This is a genomic window from Leptolyngbya cf. ectocarpi LEGE 11479 (assembly GCF_015207065.1).
GTDB lineage: Bacteria > Cyanobacteriota > Cyanobacteriia > Phormidesmidales > Phormidesmidaceae > Leptothoe > Leptothoe ectocarpi.
In genome coordinates this window covers 14,061-31,123 of record NZ_JADEXP010000030.1, presented here as the reverse complement: position 1 = coordinate 31,123, position 17,063 = coordinate 14,061, and the positions used below count along the sequence as shown (strand labels likewise).

Here is a 17,063-nt window from a genome sequence, read left to right as displayed (position 1 = left end):
GCGTCAATTTGATTAAAGAAGGTATCAGGCGTCGTAATTAGATCGCTTTCCACTTCGACAGTAAATTGGAAGGTGGAGATTTGACCGACCTGGAGCGTCTGGCCTGCTGCCAGAATGTTGATATCGACGGTGGGCGCGTCACCCGCATCAAATCCAGGATTGGGAGTTAGGGCCACCTCATTGGCTACGTTACGGGCAGCAAATGTGGGGGCACCGATAATAGAAAAGGCCCCTGGACCGTAAGTATTATTTAAATCTTCCGTAAGCTGAACGCTGTTTAATGTGACGTTGCCTAGGTTTTCGACCGTGGTTTCATACACCACCTCAAAGTCACCATCGGGCTGAGTTATAGCTGAAACAACTCGTTTGGATACACCGATAGCAGGGGCTTCTGCCGGGAAAGTAACCGGGGTAGGATCGCCTTCATCTGCCCCACCAGGATTACCATCGGCATCAGGGTCTGGGTCTACACCATCATCAGATAAATCATTCACCGGGTTATCGCTGGTTGCTCCAATCCCTGATGCAGTGACCTGATTGTTATAGCCATCGCCACCGTCAGCTGGAAAATCAGGCTGGGTGGAATCGACTCGGACTGTAACGGGGATAGTGGCACTAGCACCAATAGGTAGTGTTGAGCCCGCCGCCAATAAATTGGCGTCAACTGGGCCAGTGGCGGACACATTATAGGCAGGGTTAGCGGTTACACTAGCCCCTCCAGCAGGTGTGATGGTGCCGATGGTAGAAGTAACAATGTTACCCGGTCCAAACGTGGGTCCCGGTGGAGTTAGGGTGGGGTCTGTAAAGCTCTCAACCAATTGCACAGAGTTGAGGGCTTCATTGCCTAAATTTTCGACAACAATCGAGTAGGTAATGTCAAAAAGCCCACTGCCTGGAGCGGACTCTGTTGGTCCCTCAGATACCTGCTTAGCGACACCGATGACCGGTGTCGTTGGGGTCAAGGTAGGCGCTGTAAAGAAAATATCACTGATGGAAATGGCATGGGAGGCAAAGTCCTGGGTACCTGGACCATTACGGAATACAAGTGTCATTGTGTCCAGTGGATTTGCAAAGTTAACGGTTGCATCTCCTTCTGTAAATGCACCTGTGGTGGTGGCGTTATTGACCCCTGGCTGCCTCGGTGAGTTAGCATTTTGGGTAGGCGCATTGGGGTTATCTCCTGGAGCAACCCCCGTAATGGTGACCGAGTTTGCCCCTATAACCTCTTGGTTAAATATTCCTGCAGGGGCCGCTTCACCACCCGCTGTAATCCCAGTTACAGGATTGCCTCCCGAAGTTGCAGATACTTCGACTTCATCCTGCCAAGATACCGTCCCACCGTTGAAAAGGATATCTAAATCATGGATCAAGAAAGAGGCATCGGTTACGTTAACCGGAGTGAGGGTACCGGTTAAAAAGTATTCGATGGTAATTGTAGCTTCGGCACCGTTCACACCTGAGAGGGGAATAAGTAAGGTTTGATCCGGAGGAGAAGGCCCAACAAAATCAGAATCCCCCAGGTTGAGATTTGGATTAGGACTATTGGTTACGGCGTTTAAAACCGTGACTCGGACATCTACCCCACTACCCTCAACATTTGTATAGGTGTTCGTAGTGGTTCCTGCAGGAAAGCCAACGGCTTCGCCGGCTACACCTGTTCCCCAATCTAGGACGACGGGGGTCTGAGCTTGAGCTGCGGGAGCTAAGGCCAACAGACTAAAAAGAGACAAACTCCAAGCCAGGGCATGGCCTTTACCTTTACTCCATGCCTGCTTAAAACGGCCTATGTCAGCCAAGGGAAGACCTTGGACGTGTTTTTTCTTGGAACGATTATGACAAATTTTCACGGTTGAGTTCTCTACTAATACCGACAGGTTGACAAGTCAAAGTAGGCCTTATTCAAGCTGTAAATCTGTTTCTAAGTTTTCGTAGATGATGTCGAGACCACGAGTATCAGTGAAGATAAACTCAGTACGGCGATCGCGGGCATAGTCAATGCGTCCAGTGCCGCTCGATACCCGCTGCGTTTCACCAAAGGATCGAATGCGCATACGTTCTGCGGCAACCCCTTGCTGTAGCAGATAGTTTCTGGCTGCTAGTGCCCGCCGTTCACCCAAGGCCTGGTTGTAGGCATTGCTGGCCCGAGGATCCGTGTGGCCCTGGAGTTCAACGGTGATAAAGGGATATTCCTGTAAGACAGCAACAATCTCGTCCATGATGGCGGCAGATTCAAGCGAGATATCTGACTTGTCGAGGGCAAAGTGAATGTTGCGAGGGATGCGGAGGATCACAGGCTCTGGCGGTAGCTCTGGCTCCGGCTCTGGGGGAGGATCTTGGGCGATCTCACAGCTAGGGAGAGCCGAACTTGTAGGCCCGTCTCCCAGGGTGCCAACGGCGGTAATGGCGGAGGGTTCGGAGGTGCCGTAGGTGTCGTCGGTTGCGATCGCACTCAGCAACGTCCCTTCTGGTACCTCAACGCTAGCGCTAAAGCTACCCGTTTCATCGGCGGTGACAGAGCCAACATACTGATTCAGCGCCCCGTAATACCCCTTGCGGTCAACAACGGTATAGATATCAACGGCAGTTCCCGGATCGGCCTTGCCACTGAGAGTTGCTTGAGCGCCGTTAACCGGAAAGGTATAGCTGTCAAATTCAGGGGCGTTGACGGCTCCGTTTGCCGTATCTCGACGTCGCATCGAGGAATTACGCGGCGGGTTAGGACCGTCGGTACGCTGGAAATCTTGAATTCCACTTTCGTCGTTATGGCCCAGGTCAACACTGAGACCATCTAGGGCCGCAAACTGATTGTCACGAATGATATTGCCTTCGTTACGAGGGTAGGCTGCGATCGCAACTCCCGGTCCTGGTTGATGCTGAATTACATTGGAAAACACCTCGTGACCGCTACCCATGAGATAGACCGCGGCCCGTCTAAACCGCCGTCCGTTAAACCGGATGTCATTGCCATAAATTCGAGCTGACCCTTCCGGCTTAAACATAAAAACACCGCTACCGTCGGTGCCGCACATCAGGTTGCCATGGATTTCAGCCCCGTCGATGTTGCCATCCAGACGAATCCCATCGGGAATACCGGCCACACCGTTAGTCCGCATCGTGTTTTCGGTCACGTCCATACCCATGGCCTGGGCACCGGTAATAATGCCGCTACCCTCATGAAACTCAATCCGGTTGCGCTGGATCACCGTATCGATGCCGTTAAATACGAACACACCGAGGGCCGACATCTGTTCTTCAGGCGGCATCTGTCCCGACGGCGACATTCCCAACCAGCTATCTTCAATCACCACACCGACCGGAGCATCCGAATCCGCATCGGGACGCAGCGTCCGCCAGCCAGGGGGATCGGGCAAACCCGCATCCACAGGCGGTGGCAGATGAGTAATAAAAATATCAGCAGGTGGAGTCGTCTCGGTGGAGCGGTGTCTGGCTGAAAAGCCATAGAGACTGAGACCCCGCACCGTCACGTCATCAGCCGTAATCGTCAACCCCCGAGGAACTTCAGCTCCAGCAGCGGATGTCAGGGCAACCACCGGAGTGGGAACGGGTGTGACCATCGTATCTGTCGTTGAAAGCGGGCCATATCCGGGCTGGCTACCGCCATCTACTAATGTGCCTGGGGTCATCAGCGGCGGCAGCTGTTCTACAAGTGCAATAGTAGTGTCGCCCGCCAAGCTGAAATTAATGGTGGGACTGGCCGCTGGTGTCACCCTAGCCCGCTCAGCGCTACTCAGGTCAGTAATCGGCAAGGTGCCATTGACCACTTCAATCGCTTCTCGCAATGTCAGCCCATCATCGGGTCGAATTTCGCCATCGTCAGCTGAATTCACAATAACCGCATAGGGTGTAGTCTCCTGGGCGACCGCTGCCCTAGCGGTTAGGACCGCCAGCGGCAGAGTCACCGCCAAGGTGGCTATTCGCTTGGATACATTCATGGTTGATTTCATTACTCCTCACCCCCGTCAGTTGTCTGTGTGACCTCAGTTGAAATAGGAACCTGACTGACCGGTTCGCTGGGCGGCGGCGAACTATCCGCCTCCACTAGGGATTCTTCTTGCTGCTCGGGAGCCACCTGCTGTAATCCAAACTGATCCCACAGCTCGTTAACTTTGAACGTGACGCCTATGTAGGGACCATCATCGGTGCGGTAGCCGCTGCCCCCTAAAGAACGGTCGTTGACGCTGCCAAAGCTGTAACCCACACCGAGACGCAGATCCGGTGTCATGTAATAGCCTGCTTCCAGGGCAAACCCAACTTCGTCATAGTTGGTTTCAGGCTGGGTGATATAGCGCACCTCTCCGGTGACATCCCAACGGTAGGCAAAGCGGTGGGTGGCTCTCAACTGACCCAGGTGAATAGCGTTGGTGGATGACACCCCCAGCGAATCTAGATCGGCATTAGTCGCCCGCAGAGCATATTTGCCGTAAAACTCCCAACGCCAGCTGGGGGCATAGATCCCCTCCATGGCCAGGGTGTGCTCCTGGATCGAATCTGAACCCGCTCCCACGAGCAACGTGTTGGGGGTACTGGACGGGTTGATGGCATATTCATAGCTCAATAAGCCGTTGAACTTATCGCTATGGGGGTTGCGGTAGGCCAATCCCAAGCGAGCACTGGTGGAGCTATTGAGCCGATCTGTAATTGCCTGGTTCGCAAAGTTGGCATGTTCAATCCGAGCCAGGGTAGTCAATGCTGAGGACAGCTTACCGGCGGCTGAGGCCGTTACCACGGTATTGTTGCCGTCTTCAGAATCTCGATGTTCAAACCGGGCACTGGCCTGAAAATCAGAATTGTCGGTGTACTCCAGCCCCAACGTGTAGGTAGTGCCGCTGACGATGCCGAGGGATGCGGCTGACTGACCAACAGCATAGGGCTGAAGCACTCGGGTACCGCCAGTAATGGAGGACAGGCTGCTACCAAAAATCCGCTGAAAGCCTAAATCTGCGTGGAGACCTGGCGCCAAGTTGATGCGGTGATTTAGCCCTAGAGCCCCCTGACCCGTCATGCCGTTGTTTGCGCCCAAAATGGAGTAGCGCCCGGTCAGATGAGTGTTATCGGTCAGGTCGTAGTTGACTAGCGCATCCACCGTGGTAAGGGCATCGGGGGTGACGTCATCGTCATGGAAGAAGCGCTGGGCAAATCGCAGGGTGACTTCTGGCAGGACATCCCAATCCACACCCACGGCAGTTTGACCAGGATAAGCTTCATCTTCATCACCCAGGGCAATATCTGTCTGGGCTCGGAGGGTTACCTTCTCGGCCAGGGGCCAGGTCAAGCCAGCTGAGAGCTGACTCGATTCAATATCGGCACCGGTTACACGGTCGTTGCGATCGCGATACACCCAGTCCAAATTCCCCGTCAGCGCCCCAAACTGCTGCTGGACTCCAGCACGTACCGTGGTGATGGAGTTATTGACCGTCGCCCCATCCGTCCGCACCAAGCCTGGATTAATCAGCTGGTCTAACGTGGTTGGAATCAGGTCTTCATTCCCCTGGTTGCGCTCACGGTCAAACTGGACCTGTAGCTGAGTATTTTCGCCCAGGTTATACCCCAGCTGACCACCCCACCGGGTTTGTCCTGCCCTAAAGCTAGTGGTGGCCGTATTACGGAAACCGCTGTCGGCTTCTCTAAAGTAGGCAGTTCCTGCCAGGTCAGGGGTAATGCTCCCTGTGGCCTCTACCCGAATGGCTGTACCGGTTTCATCAACGGTAGGGTTGTCCAAAGAGGAACGGGCCAGCTCAGCCACTAACTGGCCACTGTCCCCCAGCTGAATCAGGGCATCCACTCCCAATAGACTAAAATCCTGGGCTCCCTGGTCTTCAAAAATGGCCGAGGCCCCCACCCAGCTAGGCGACTCCAGACTGGTATCAAAGTTGTACTGCAGCCGTCCACCAAACAAATTGCCATCGTCGTCATCGCCATCTATTTGGTAGGTGGCCACAATCCGCCGTACCAGGGCTGGACCAAAGGGATTGGCATCTACCGCAGACACCGGACTGTTAAACAAGATAGCCCCGCGATCGTAGTCAATGGTGTAGTCCACACCGCGTACCAAACGTACCCGTTCAATCACGGTTCCCGGTCGGTTGAGTTCTTCTACCTCAAAGAAGAGATCCTCACTGCCAGCTAGGACGAGCCGTCTGGAAAGGAAGTAGTAACCGCTGGTGCCATCGGGCACAATCGTATCCCGCTGCAGCGCCCGCAGATTGTTGGCATAAAGCGCCGTCAGCTGCAGTCCATTGGCCAGAGTGTAATTCCCTTTAAAGCCGTGGAGCTGACGATTTAAGGCAGAAAATTCCTGGGAGAACCGAGAAAATTCTGCCGTATCATAGTCGCCCCACATAAAGAAGTTGGGTTCGTAGCCTACGATCTGAGAATCTTGCTCAAACCGCACATAGAAACTGTCGATGGACGGTGTTAAAAAGTCTGTGGTGGAGCTATCGCCATAGGTGGGATAGGTCTGCTCACAGCTTTGCACATCCCGGAAAAGACGATTGTCATTACACCGTTCGTTTAAAGCGCGATCGCTATTAAACGCCGCTGTCAGCAGCCAATCGCCAATAGTGCCAGTGGCAAAGATACCCGCATCTAGGTCAGCTTCATAGTCGCCGATATCCCCTGGATCCAGGAAATCTGCATAGCGACCCCAGAAATCTGTGGCACCCGGCCCAAACCGAAAGTCAACCACACCTGCCACCAGTGAGGGGCGATAGGGGGTGGTGAAATTTACCCGAGTGTAGCCATCTAGATCAGCCACGGGCTGTCGAGCCGTCGCCTCATCCCCGACTAAACCGAGCGCCTCACGGGCTGGCGCACTGGCCCGCACAGTAACACTTTGAGCATCCAGAGAGGATCGCAGTTCGACATTGAACTCTCCTTGACGAGCCAATACCTGAAACCCACCCCGATCAATATCGTAGTCTGCCCCAATAAAGGTGCCAGCTGAGGCAGTCAGGGTGACTACCACGTCCTTTTGCACGGGTCGTCCAGAGTCATCCAGAATTGATCCCGTTATGCCCAGGGTGGAGCGACCATCCGCTGGAATAAACGATTCACCCGCTGGAAAAATCTCCAGGGTTAACTCATCACCCAGCTCGTCACGAATTAGCGGGGGCAGAGTGCTGGGCACCTGACGAATAATGGTTTCATCGATAAATCCTTCTGCTTCACCCGGATCTTCTTCTATGGGCAGCGTATTAGCATCGAGCAAATCACTGGGTAAATCATCACTGGCTTGGGCCAATAGACCGGACGTGCCATCGCCACTGGCAACCGCATCACTGGCAACCGCGTTACTGGAAACCGCATCACTGGAAACCACCGACTCGGGTGACGCTGCCGATGCCTGGGATGCTTGAACCGGCTGCAGCAGAGCTACCACACCTGTCAGGGTAGTGAACAGACCTAGACAAATTGAATTAGATAACAGACGCATCATCATTAGTTCTGGCCCTCCCCGTAGGTCGGTGTTACTGCAAAGTTCATACGCGCCAGACCGCCGGGTTCTAAGCGAACCAATCGAGACTGACTGTTGTTTTCTAGGCGGTAGAGGTTGGGGGCCAAGGTGTAACCCGGCAAACTACTCAGATCAAGCACACCAACGCGATTACCGGATACCACATTGGCCATGGAGAAGAGGCCATCTGGATCGGCAATGATGCGATTTCCGTCATCTAGATAGATGACCGCGTTAGGCACACCGGCCTCACCTGTTTGCTGTTCACCGTCAAAGTTTTTATCTACAAAGACGCGGCCAATAATAGTGCCGCAGTCGGACAAGATGCCAGGGCGGATCGTTAATCGAAACTCAGCCTGGACCGTTGGGAAGCCAGGAGCTGAGGCTGAGGCCACGTTGACACCAGATCCACGGACGGAATCAGGCGTCAGGGTGACTGCATAAAGAATTTGAACGCTGCTGCTGGCTGCTAAGGAATCAAATTCAAAATTGAGCTGCCTACCTGAAGGAGTAAAGGATGTCAGCGTAGGAGGCGTGGGGGCCGTGTTGACCGAGTCGTCGATATATTCCAACCCTCGTGGCAAATTATCCACAACGGTTAAGGGAGTGGCTGGAACATTACTCAAGTTTTCTACAAGTAGTCGATAAACGACCACATCACCGGGTTCAGCCGCTGACTTGTCGGCTGTTTTGGTCAGCCGCAGTAGCTGATTCTCAATGGCGGGGACTCCAATTGTTGTGGTGTTACCCGGAGCGACTACCCTAGGCCGATTAGGACTACTCGGATCATCAAATGCGCCAGAGACAGTATTTTCAATCTGAACTTGAGCACCCACTGGCATTACAGGGGTCTGGATATAAATCAATAGGGTGCTCATCAGAACACCCACTAAGAAAAAACTTACAGATTTCAACAAGTGCCGAACGGCACCTCTAGGACGATTTTTCAAAACTCTCATGACCCCTCACAGGCACCAACAACAAGGCAAATAGCTAGTAACATTCAGCTTTTATGTACACGCAACTCGAAGCAACTATCTGGAATTACACGCAACCTTGAGCGCACACAGTCTGTAGCCAACTGCAGCCAAGTTGCAAAATGCTCCGTAAATACTCCAACTAACATTTACTGAAAACCTAAGGAAAACCACTTACCACCGATGTTCAACACCCTAATAAATCAAGGAAGTTTGCCGTACTTACACGGTTATTCCTATCTCTGGTCAAGGATTATTACACTCTGCTTTGGGAGAGTGCAATACCTCACAGTGCTGGGGGATTTTCCAGGGTTAGTACGGAAGCATGCCGCATCAGAAAAGTTTGATAAAAAATAGGAAAAAAACTCTAAATTTTGGCGATTTCACTGACTAAAACCATAGGAATAGCCACTCCCGTGTCCTGATTTAAGAGAGGTCTACTGGGTTATTGAAGATCACTTAAACGAACATGAAGAATTATTGAACTTCATGTGTCGAAACATTTGTTGTCAAGTTATTAATAACAAAAAGTTAGAGACCGTTTGTCTGATGGCAAGGCCTCCAGCGGTTTTTGAGCACTGCAGCAGCGAGGGAACGATCTAAAGTACGGATATTGGGGGATACTGTGGCAATTATTACCCGGCGGCACAGGGCCATACCCAGAATGTCCTAACGCCCTGTGCCAAAGTGCTGTGGAACAGGGCGTTAGTCAGGATGTTTACGTTGTTGATCTGTGCTAGGCGAGGGCTGTTCTCAGCTCTTGGCAAAAGTTTTCAACGTCAGAGATACCGCTAGACGTCGTGCTATCTGGGGTCAGTCGCTTTACAAAGGCACTGCCAACAATCACGCCATCAGCTCCCCATGCTCTGAGCTGGGCTGCCTGTTCCGGAGATGACACCCCAAAGCCGACGCCGATAGGCTTATCGGTCACGGTGCGCAGATCTTGGAGTAAATCCTGTACGCGGCTTTCGATTTGCTGACGCATGCCGGTCACACCGGTCACACTCACTAAATAAATAAAGCCTTGACACTGTTGTGCGATCGCAATAATCCGGTCCTTTGGCGTGGTCGGCGCCACCAGCAGCGTCACCTCAATCCCAACTTTTTGAGCTGGCTCCAGAAGAACATCCATTTCTTCGAGGGGCAAATCAGGAACCACCAGTCCCCGTACGCCCGCTTGATAAATGTCCTGTAAAAACCGCTCAATGCCTCGGTTGAGGATAGGGTTGTAATAGGTAAATAAAACAATCGGGGCTGACAGTTCGGGCGACACCTCCGCCACCAAATTTAAAACTGCATCCAGGGTCACCCCCCGTGCTAAGGCGCGAGTAGCCGCCGCTTGAATGACTGGACCATCGGCTAACGGATCCGAATAGGGGACACCCAGCTCAATTAAGTCGGCACCAGCTCGATCTAAGGCCCGTAATGCCGCTGCCGTTGTCTCTAGATCAGGATCGCCCGCTGTAATAAATGGAATTAGCGCACAGCCTTTCTGGGCACGCACCGTTTGAAATTGAGCTGAAACTGATGTACCCATGACTTACTCTGTCTGAATTCTAAACTGGTCTTGCACTATGCGAGCAAACAATCATTTAGGCCTTAGGGCGATGACTGAGATTTTTTCTCAGCCTCTAGCTCCGTCTGCAGCTGGGCCAGCTCTTCATCGGACATTTCGTCTAAGCGCTTTTGCAGCACTGCATCCTCATAGTCTTGCAGCTGCTGATTGTAAGTCATCTTTTGAGAAAACACCCGAGTCAGGTACGTGAACACCCAGCCAAGGAGTCCACCAATAAAAATCACCTGGCTCCATATTCCCGCTGAAATCCCATCTAGGCCCGCCATGGAAAGGGCTAAATACAGCCCTCCCCCGGTAATAAAGACGCCCAGTCCGACGCCAATGACATCAATCCGACGCATGACTAAATCTCACGACGCTGGGGTCTAAAGTTGAGAAAGGGCGATAGCAGCAGCATGCCCGGAAAAAATACAAACACCAGCGAGTAAATTAGCAGCCGCTCTATCGATGTGGCTACATTCCAACGCTGCTTTAGATACAAAAACAGTACCCCAGGTATGACTAGCAAATAGAGACCAGCTAGCCCCGCGTAGGCCGCTAGCGTCATCAAAAGTGAAATATCGAGGTTATCCATAGCCCCTAAGTGTTTTGCACTTCGCACAAGTCATCATAGCGTTCAGGGGGTTGCACAGAATACCAGTTGGTGTTGGAATTAAACAGGAGTTTTTGAGCGGACAGCTTGTTTGGAATATTCCTAGGCTGTCGGCATCAAAAATTCTTTATGGGGGCGTGGCGGAATGGTAGACGCTGCGGACTTAGAAAACTGAGCCTTAGTGGAGAAATCTGCTAAGTGGAAGCTCTCAAACTCAGGGAAACCTAAGTCTTTATGGGTCAAGTGTTTAACTGGCTGATAAAGGTATGGCAATCCTGAGCCAAGCCCTTTAGAAGGCGAAAGTCAGAAGGCAAAAGGCGGAAATCAAATTCATCCTTTGTCCTTTCGACTTCATACTTTTAGGGGGAAGGTGCAGAGGCCCGACGGGAGCTACCCTAACGTTAAGTCGAGGGTAAAGGGAGGGTCCAATCCTCAAAGCCTACGTGGCAACAGCGAAAGCTGTGGGAGGGTGAAAATCCGCTGACCTTAAACGGTCGTGAGGGTTCAAGTCCCTCCGCCCCCATCTTCCTTAATAGTTTTTTTAGTTAGATTCCAACTCTAGGACGTTATAATTTGTCTGTAAGTTTGTACGCTTTGCGTGATGGTACTGAGCCGCCAAGCGTCATGCCGTTGGATGTCATGCTAGTATCTAGGCGTCGGAACGCTTTCTGCATATAGCGCCCAACTTTCTGAGGGGACATTGGAGATTGGGGCATCAGTAGGGTTACAGAGACGTATTCAGCCCGAATATACTTTCCAAGATGTACGGTTTCTTGTTACAAAGTGAATGTATAGACACATTTCTTTGCTTACCATCTATATCTAGTCTTTGATTAGTCGTGGAATGCTGATATTACAAGCGGCCCTGTATACCAGTAACTTGCATGGTTGTTGATAGAGTTTCTGATTCGTTCAATCCTAGACGTCGTCATCAAGACGTGCAGCAGGCTCAGCAAACAATCTATGATTTTCTGCTAGACATCGTTAAGTCTTGGCCCGCTGCAGATGTTCTAGACGAGTTTAGAAGCCTTTTTCTGCAGCATCACGAAACCATCGGTGCGAGCACGGTACCGGCTCTGTATTCAATCCTATTTGCAAATAATAGAAAGGAATTCCACAATACGCTTAAGCGTTCCTGCTACATCTTGATCAATAACTGGGAAGTCGCTCGTGAGTATGGAGCGATCCGGGAGCTGATTCAGCTGTTTACTGATCCGACTATCCACAAAATGTCGGTGTCCCCCTCAATCAAGCGATTGCGTCAGTGGTTGCGGGATTTTGTCGATAGTGAGGACTTTCAGGACCTTAAGCTGTTTGTCCAAAACCGATTTAATGGCGACGATCCTAACTGGTCTAGGCGGTATACCGCCTACTTATTAGCTCCTCAGTATATTGATACCAGCAATCCGCTAGAGCAGAGGGAAGCGGCTAGGGCCCTGTCTCAGCGGCTGCGAGACAAGTTTAAGTTTGATTTGGCCATGTATACGGCCCACTTTCAAAATTCGCCTATGGCGCGGGCCCGTCGGGTTAACCCGACTATGCTAGGGGATAGTGCACTGCGAGTGATTCGGGCGCTGGTGGCCAAACGGGGCATGTTTAGCCATCGCAATCTAGCTCGGATCTTTCATCAGCAAACTAAGGGCTTGAGCTATGCCAGCTACAAAAATAGTTTGGTGGAATATCTGCTTTTTTCGGCCATTCGAACTGATTTTGTGGTTACGCTAGAAAGTCGGCTATTGCGCCGGCTAAACGGGCTGTATGTCAAGTTTAATCACAAGACCCTTGATGCATCTTTGACGTTGCTAACAAGCAACCGGGTGATTGATTACCTGATGACGGAGGATGCGGAAACGCCCTCCCCCCTGTTTAGTCTATTGTTGACCAATGGTCGACCGCTGACGCTGGCGATTATATTACTCAAGTTGATTTTGGTTTCGCCCAACTCCCATCCCTATTTGGATGCTCGGATTGCAGACCTTATTCGTTACTATGAGCAATTTCCACGGGAAGAGTGCCAGTGGATTATTAACTTCTTAGAAATATACGGTGTTACCTTGGCCATCTGCGGTAGCGATGTGCAATATAATCTGGTCCAAATTCAACAGAGTGAGTCGGAGACCAGTAATCCAGAAACCGCATCCTTGGATGAGTATCGTATTTTTTCTCAAATGATGAGGGAATTGCACTGGGCTCCCATTGTTCATTCTGCCCATGATGAACCTGGCTAGAGCCATAAGGCGATAAAACTTTTAATCTTTTGCAACCTGCCAGTCATGGGCGTTGTATAGGGGCTGTGCTGCTGCGATCGCAGCCCACTGCACCCGTTTCCAACCAATATCCTGGGCTCGGGCCAGCTGAGCACAGGTTTCATATTCAGGTTGAAGATTGACAACAGGCCCTTGGGGCGTGGCTAACCCTGCTTTGACCTGTACCGGCCCATAGTCAGTGGTAACCGCCCGCCAGGCACGATACAGCGTTTGCCGTTGCTGAACCGTTGTGCGGATGCCCAAGGTGGTGGTTTCTGAAAAAAGTAGAGATTGACAAGCTTCCACCTCTGCTGCGGGACAAATCACCGTCAGCAAAATTCCCGGACGATTTTTCTTCATGCCGATGGCTTGGGTAAACACATCCAGGGCACCGGCTTGGAATAAGCCGTTATAGAGATAGCCAATGGCCTGGGGGGTTAAGTCATCTAACTGGGTTTGCAACTCTACGATAGATTCTTGATAGCCCAAAGACCGACTGCTTGGGTGCTGGTGCTCTGGATGCTCACTCTCTGGATGCTCAGGGTCCGGATGCTCAATCTCTGGATGTTTAGAGACTGAATGTGCAGAGTCCATCGAATCAGGCTCTCTGTGAGAATGGCTAGCATGGGAATGGCTAGCAGAGAACTCAGATGGCCGGGTGCCAATCCATAGCCGCAAAATATTAGGGATGGGTAAATCATGGCTGCCTGCCCCCAGACCTACCTGGTGTAGAGTCATGGCCGGGGGAGGACCAAAGGATTGGCTGAGGGTGGTTGCGATCGCAGCCCCCGTCGGTGTCACCAGTTCCCGATCAATCCCATTGCTATAAATCGGGGCCTGGGCACGTCTGAGCAGTTCCAAAACAGCCGGTGCCGGTACCGGCAGCCGACCATGGGCCGCCTTTACCGTACCGCCACCCACGGGTAATGGCGAACACACCATCCGGTCCACCCCCAGCCAATGTAACCCTAAGCAGGTGCCCACCACATCAACCAGAGCATCGGTGGCCCCCACTTCATGAAAATGTACCTGCTCTGCCGCAATGCCGTGGACGGCGGCCTCAGCCGCTGCCAGCTCCCGAAAAATAGCCAAACTCCACTCCACCACCCGAGGAGGTAGCTGAGCCTGACGAATCAACGCCTCGATATCTGGCAAATGTCGATGAGCCGGAACAGCTTTGACTAAATTGATCGTAACTGCGATCGCTGCTTGTTCCTGACGTCGCACGTGAGCGACTGTAAACTCATATTCGTCCTGTAGCCCCAGCCCCTGTAATTGAGCTAACAGATCCTCTAAAGGCATCCCTGCTGACAAGATTGCACCGAGACACATATTGCCAGCAATGCCCGTTGGGCAATCGAAATAAGCAATCTTTTCCATAGCTTTATAGATTCTCCCCTGAAGGCTAATTTTCCCTACGTACACTTCATGCTGGCTGCCTGTAAAACCACCGGACAGGCTGACGTATTCCCGTAGCTATTAAATAGTGCAATACGTCAGGGAATTATTAGATTAACAAGCAGTTTATCAACGGTTATTGATGTGTCGAGAGACATCAATTTCACGGCAACTGTCACACGAATAAATATAGGTTTAAAAAATAGACTATCTACTCAACTGTCACAGTCAAGAACGTCGCCTTTAAATAGGTCCAAGTGTCTACCATGTCATTAAGGGTATCTACCAAACGACCATTCAGCAAACATTATAGAGTTATTGATGCCCTATATATTCGAGCAGAGTCCGGTCTTTCAGCAGACTTTTCGTTTATTTGGTTTGGATAGTGACACACTGTTGTTTAGATTCCAGATTGAGTCCTTTACAGTGAAACTGTCCACTAACGGACAGGCCTACAGCTCCAACTGCCAACTGAACAGCTCCTCGAATAGAAGGGGCGTGCATCACTAAGGGAATTATGAAAGCTCAATCTACCGCTACAAACGTATTAAACCTAACTAAACCAACTAATAACGTTGTTCTTCATCCCACTGCTGACTCTGTCCAGCCACCTAAGAACAATGCAGAAAATCATGAAAGTGAGCTGTGCCCTGTTGATCAGGCGCTCGTAAATTTTCTGATTCACTTGCTTGAAGAACAGGTTAAAGGCAGTACTCGTACTGTCCATGCTGTGGCTAACCGTTTGGCTATTGAAGTGGCCCGCATTTGTCGCAAAAGCGCTCGAATTCAAGCCTCTGGTGAAGTCAATGCCTGGCAACACTCCCTAGCGGAAAACCGGATTCAGAAATATTTGGAATACTATCGCCTCGGTTCTCGCCAGGGTAGGGTGGAACTCCAAAGTCGTCTGAGCGCGATTGCCTATCGCTATATTGCTCCCGCTAAAACTCAGTTAGGATTTCAGGGTCGCTGCAATCTCCTAGAAGACTTTCTCCAAGGCTTCTACATTGAAGTGCTTAAGGCCTTTCGTCGGGAAAATCACCTTGAGGCTGACTACACTCCCAGAACTCGATTGGAGCTGGCTGAGTATATGGCGTTTAGCGAGCAATATGCCAAACGTCGGATTTCGTTGCCAGGTTGCTACAACCAGCAGCTGCTGGTGCTGCGAGCCCAAAGCTTTGCTAAGCGCCTACCGGCAGAAACCTGTGTGGATATCGAGATGGCTGTTGATTCACCTAAAAGTGATGATGCCGATTCTCGTTCCTCAGCCCTCCAGCAAATCCGTGAGCAGATGGTAGCCGATGTCACTGACCCAGCGGAAGCGGTGCTGCGCGATCGCATTATCCGGGAACTAGTGGAGTACCTCGAAAACCAGGATCAACATGCCTGTATCGACTATCTAGCACTGCGTCTACAAGACATGGCTGCCTCCGAAATTGACGAAGTGCTCGGCCTCACACCGCGACAGCGCGACTACTTGCAACAGCGCTTTAAGTACCATGTAGAAAAATTTGCCCAGTCCCACAACTGGGAGTTAGTTCACCAATGGCTAGGGGCTGATCTGGACCGAAATTTAGGTCTTTCCCCCAAAGAATGGACCCTGTTTATCGGTGAGCTCACTGCCGACCAGCAACATCTGCTAGCCCTAAAACAGCAGCAAATGCAAGATCCTCAGCGCGCAATACCGTCAGATGCTGATATTGCGCAGCAGCTAGGATGGACCTCCAAGCGTGTCCAGCGTCGCTGGAGTCAAATTGTGTCCAATGCCTGGAAGCTACGTAACACTAACCGTTCGGCCAAGTCTGAGACTAGCGCTTCTGAGGCTGCCCCCAAGGCAGCTTGCAAGTAGCGCTACCGTTTACCTTTCCTTGAGTGCACGTCCAAAGCCTTCGCTTCGCGGAGGCTTTTTTTTGCGCTGAATGATGTGCGCTGGGATGAATTGTGCCGAATGGAAAAAATAGAACCTGCTGGGAGAGTGAAACGTTAACTCTCCCAGCAGGTTATCCAATCACCCTTTAAACTAGCCTATGCCTCAGCAGCCTCAGTCCCTGTGGTAGGTGGTTCAAACTTATAACCAACCCCCCGTACCGTCTGAATCAATGTGGGCTGATTAGTATCAATCTCAATTTTTTTACGAATCTGACCGATGTGTACATCCACCACACGCTGGTCACCCACGTACTCATAATCCCAAACCTTCTGAATTAACTCAGTCCGTCGCCATACCCGGCCGGGGTGGCTAGCCAGGAAGTGTAGTAGGTCAAACTCCAGCGCTGTTAAGGGTACCAGCTGACTCTCAAGCGTCACTTCTCGACGAATTGGATCAATCGCCAGGGAGTTAAACGTGAGGCACTGCTGCTCAGCAGCGGTAACCGGTCGCTGCCGCTTGAGGATAGCCCCCACTCGAACTTCCAGCTCCCCCAGGCTAAAGGGCTTAGTAATATAGTCATCAGCCCCCTGATTAAAGCCGTGGATTTTGTCCGACTCATCAGTACGGCTTGTCAGCATCAGCACAAAAACGCCTGTGCGTGACTGCATTTCTTTACACAGGTCATAGCCATTAGCGTCAGGCAGATTGACATCCAAAATAACTAAATCTGGATTGAACTGCTCAAATACGGCCAGAGCGTGTTTTCCATCTTCAGCAGACTCCATCTCATAGGTCTGTTTGGCTAAAAATCGATGGATAAGATTGCGGATGGCTGGGTCATCGTCAACAACTAAAATTTTGGCAGAGGCCGTGGTCATAATCCTTACACCAAAAAAATACGAATCTAGGTAAAAAGGTAAAAATAAATCTGGC

At 51.3% G+C, this 17,063-nt stretch carries 11 protein-coding genes; 2 read left to right on the top strand and 9 right to left on the bottom strand.

What is annotated here, in order from left to right; translation table 11 throughout:
* The 7 genes from IQ260_RS05815 to ndhL form a co-directional block, all read right to left on the bottom strand.
* Positions 1–1,796, bottom strand: a 1,796-nt coding sequence (locus IQ260_RS05815) for a hypothetical protein (protein ID WP_193991707.1), incomplete at its 3' end; no start/stop codon positions are given.
* 99 nt (positions 1,797–1,895) lie between these two features.
* Positions 1,896–3,953 (bottom strand): OmpA family protein, encoded by a 2,058-nt coding sequence (locus tag IQ260_RS05810; protein ID WP_228015604.1) that lies wholly within the window; start codon positions 3,951–3,953, stop codon positions 1,896–1,898.
* A gap of 11 nt (positions 3,954–3,964) precedes the next feature.
* Positions 3,965–7,459 (bottom strand): porin family protein, encoded by a 3,495-nt coding sequence (locus tag IQ260_RS05805; protein ID WP_193991702.1) that lies wholly within the window; start codon positions 7,457–7,459, stop codon positions 3,965–3,967.
* A complete protein-coding gene (locus tag IQ260_RS05800) occupies positions 7,459–8,352 on the bottom strand; it encodes a DUF11 domain-containing protein (RefSeq protein ID WP_228015602.1) in 894 nt (297 codons plus the stop codon). The genes IQ260_RS05805 and IQ260_RS05800 overlap by 1 nt, the downstream gene beginning before the upstream one ends.
* 835 nt (positions 8,353–9,187) lie before the next feature.
* On the bottom strand, positions 9,188–9,988 hold the full coding sequence (gene trpA, locus IQ260_RS05795) for a tryptophan synthase subunit alpha (protein ID WP_193991698.1): 801 nt from the start codon (positions 9,986–9,988) through the stop codon (positions 9,188–9,190).
* Between the two features lie 62 nt (positions 9,989–10,050).
* Positions 10,051–10,368, bottom strand: coding sequence for a DUF3007 family protein (locus IQ260_RS05790; RefSeq protein WP_193991696.1), 318 nt, complete (start codon positions 10,366–10,368; stop codon positions 10,051–10,053).
* Positions 10,369–10,370: 2 nt separating this feature from the next.
* Complete coding sequence (gene ndhL / locus IQ260_RS05785) at positions 10,371–10,601, bottom strand: NAD(P)H-quinone oxidoreductase subunit L (RefSeq protein WP_193991695.1); 231 nt, start codon at positions 10,599–10,601, stop codon at positions 10,371–10,373.
* Positions 10,602–11,503: 902 nt separating this feature from the next.
* Here ndhL and IQ260_RS05780 point away from each other — a divergent pair.
* Positions 11,504–12,847: a hypothetical protein gene (locus IQ260_RS05780; RefSeq protein WP_193991692.1), complete on the top strand. Its 1,344-nt coding sequence runs from the start codon at positions 11,504–11,506 to the stop codon at positions 12,845–12,847.
* Between the two features lie 21 nt (positions 12,848–12,868).
* On the opposite strand, the gene larC is transcribed toward IQ260_RS05780, so the two are convergent.
* Positions 12,869–14,245, bottom strand: coding sequence for a nickel pincer cofactor biosynthesis protein LarC (larC, locus tag IQ260_RS05775; RefSeq protein ID WP_193991690.1), 1,377 nt, complete (start codon positions 14,243–14,245; stop codon positions 12,869–12,871).
* A 535-nt stretch (positions 14,246–14,780) separates the two neighbouring features.
* Here larC and IQ260_RS05770 point away from each other — a divergent pair.
* The gene (locus IQ260_RS05770) at positions 14,781–16,109 is read left to right on the top strand and encodes a HetZ-related protein (RefSeq protein ID WP_193991688.1); all 1,329 of its coding nucleotides are present in this window, start codon (positions 14,781–14,783) and stop codon (positions 16,107–16,109) included.
* A 176-nt stretch (positions 16,110–16,285) separates the two neighbouring features.
* Here the strand turns inward: IQ260_RS05770 and IQ260_RS05765 are convergent, their stop codons facing one another.
* Complete coding sequence (locus IQ260_RS05765) at positions 16,286–17,008, bottom strand: response regulator transcription factor (RefSeq protein WP_193991686.1); 723 nt, start codon at positions 17,006–17,008, stop codon at positions 16,286–16,288.
* Positions 17,009–17,063 lie beyond the last annotated feature (55 nt).

Excerpts from the sequence above, each read along its gene's own strand:
- IQ260_RS05800 (WP_228015602.1), bottom strand. The coding sequence starts at position 8,352 with ATGAGCACCCTATTGATTTATATCCAGACCCCTGTAATGCCAGTGGGT.
- IQ260_RS05780 (WP_193991692.1), top strand. The coding sequence starts at position 11,504 with ATGGTTGTTGATAGAGTTTCTGATTCGTTCAATCCTAGACGTCGTCAT.
- larC (WP_193991690.1), bottom strand. The coding sequence starts at position 14,245 with ATGGAAAAGATTGCTTATTTCGATTGCCCAACGGGCATTGCTGGCAAT.
- ndhL (WP_193991695.1), bottom strand. The coding sequence starts at position 10,601 with ATGGATAACCTCGATATTTCACTTTTGATGACGCTAGCGGCCTACGCG.
- IQ260_RS05765 (WP_193991686.1), bottom strand. The coding sequence starts at position 17,008 with ATGACCACGGCCTCTGCCAAAATTTTAGTTGTTGACGATGACCCAGCC.
- IQ260_RS05805 (WP_193991702.1), bottom strand. The coding sequence starts at position 7,459 with ATGATGATGCGTCTGTTATCTAATTCAATTTGTCTAGGTCTGTTCACT.
- trpA (WP_193991698.1), bottom strand. The coding sequence starts at position 9,988 with ATGGGTACATCAGTTTCAGCTCAATTTCAAACGGTGCGTGCCCAGAAA.
- IQ260_RS05770 (WP_193991688.1), top strand. The coding sequence starts at position 14,781 with ATGAAAGCTCAATCTACCGCTACAAACGTATTAAACCTAACTAAACCA.
- IQ260_RS05810 (WP_228015604.1), bottom strand. The coding sequence starts at position 3,953 with ATGAATGTATCCAAGCGAATAGCCACCTTGGCGGTGACTCTGCCGCTG.
- IQ260_RS05790 (WP_193991696.1), bottom strand. The coding sequence starts at position 10,368 with ATGCGTCGGATTGATGTCATTGGCGTCGGACTGGGCGTCTTTATTACC.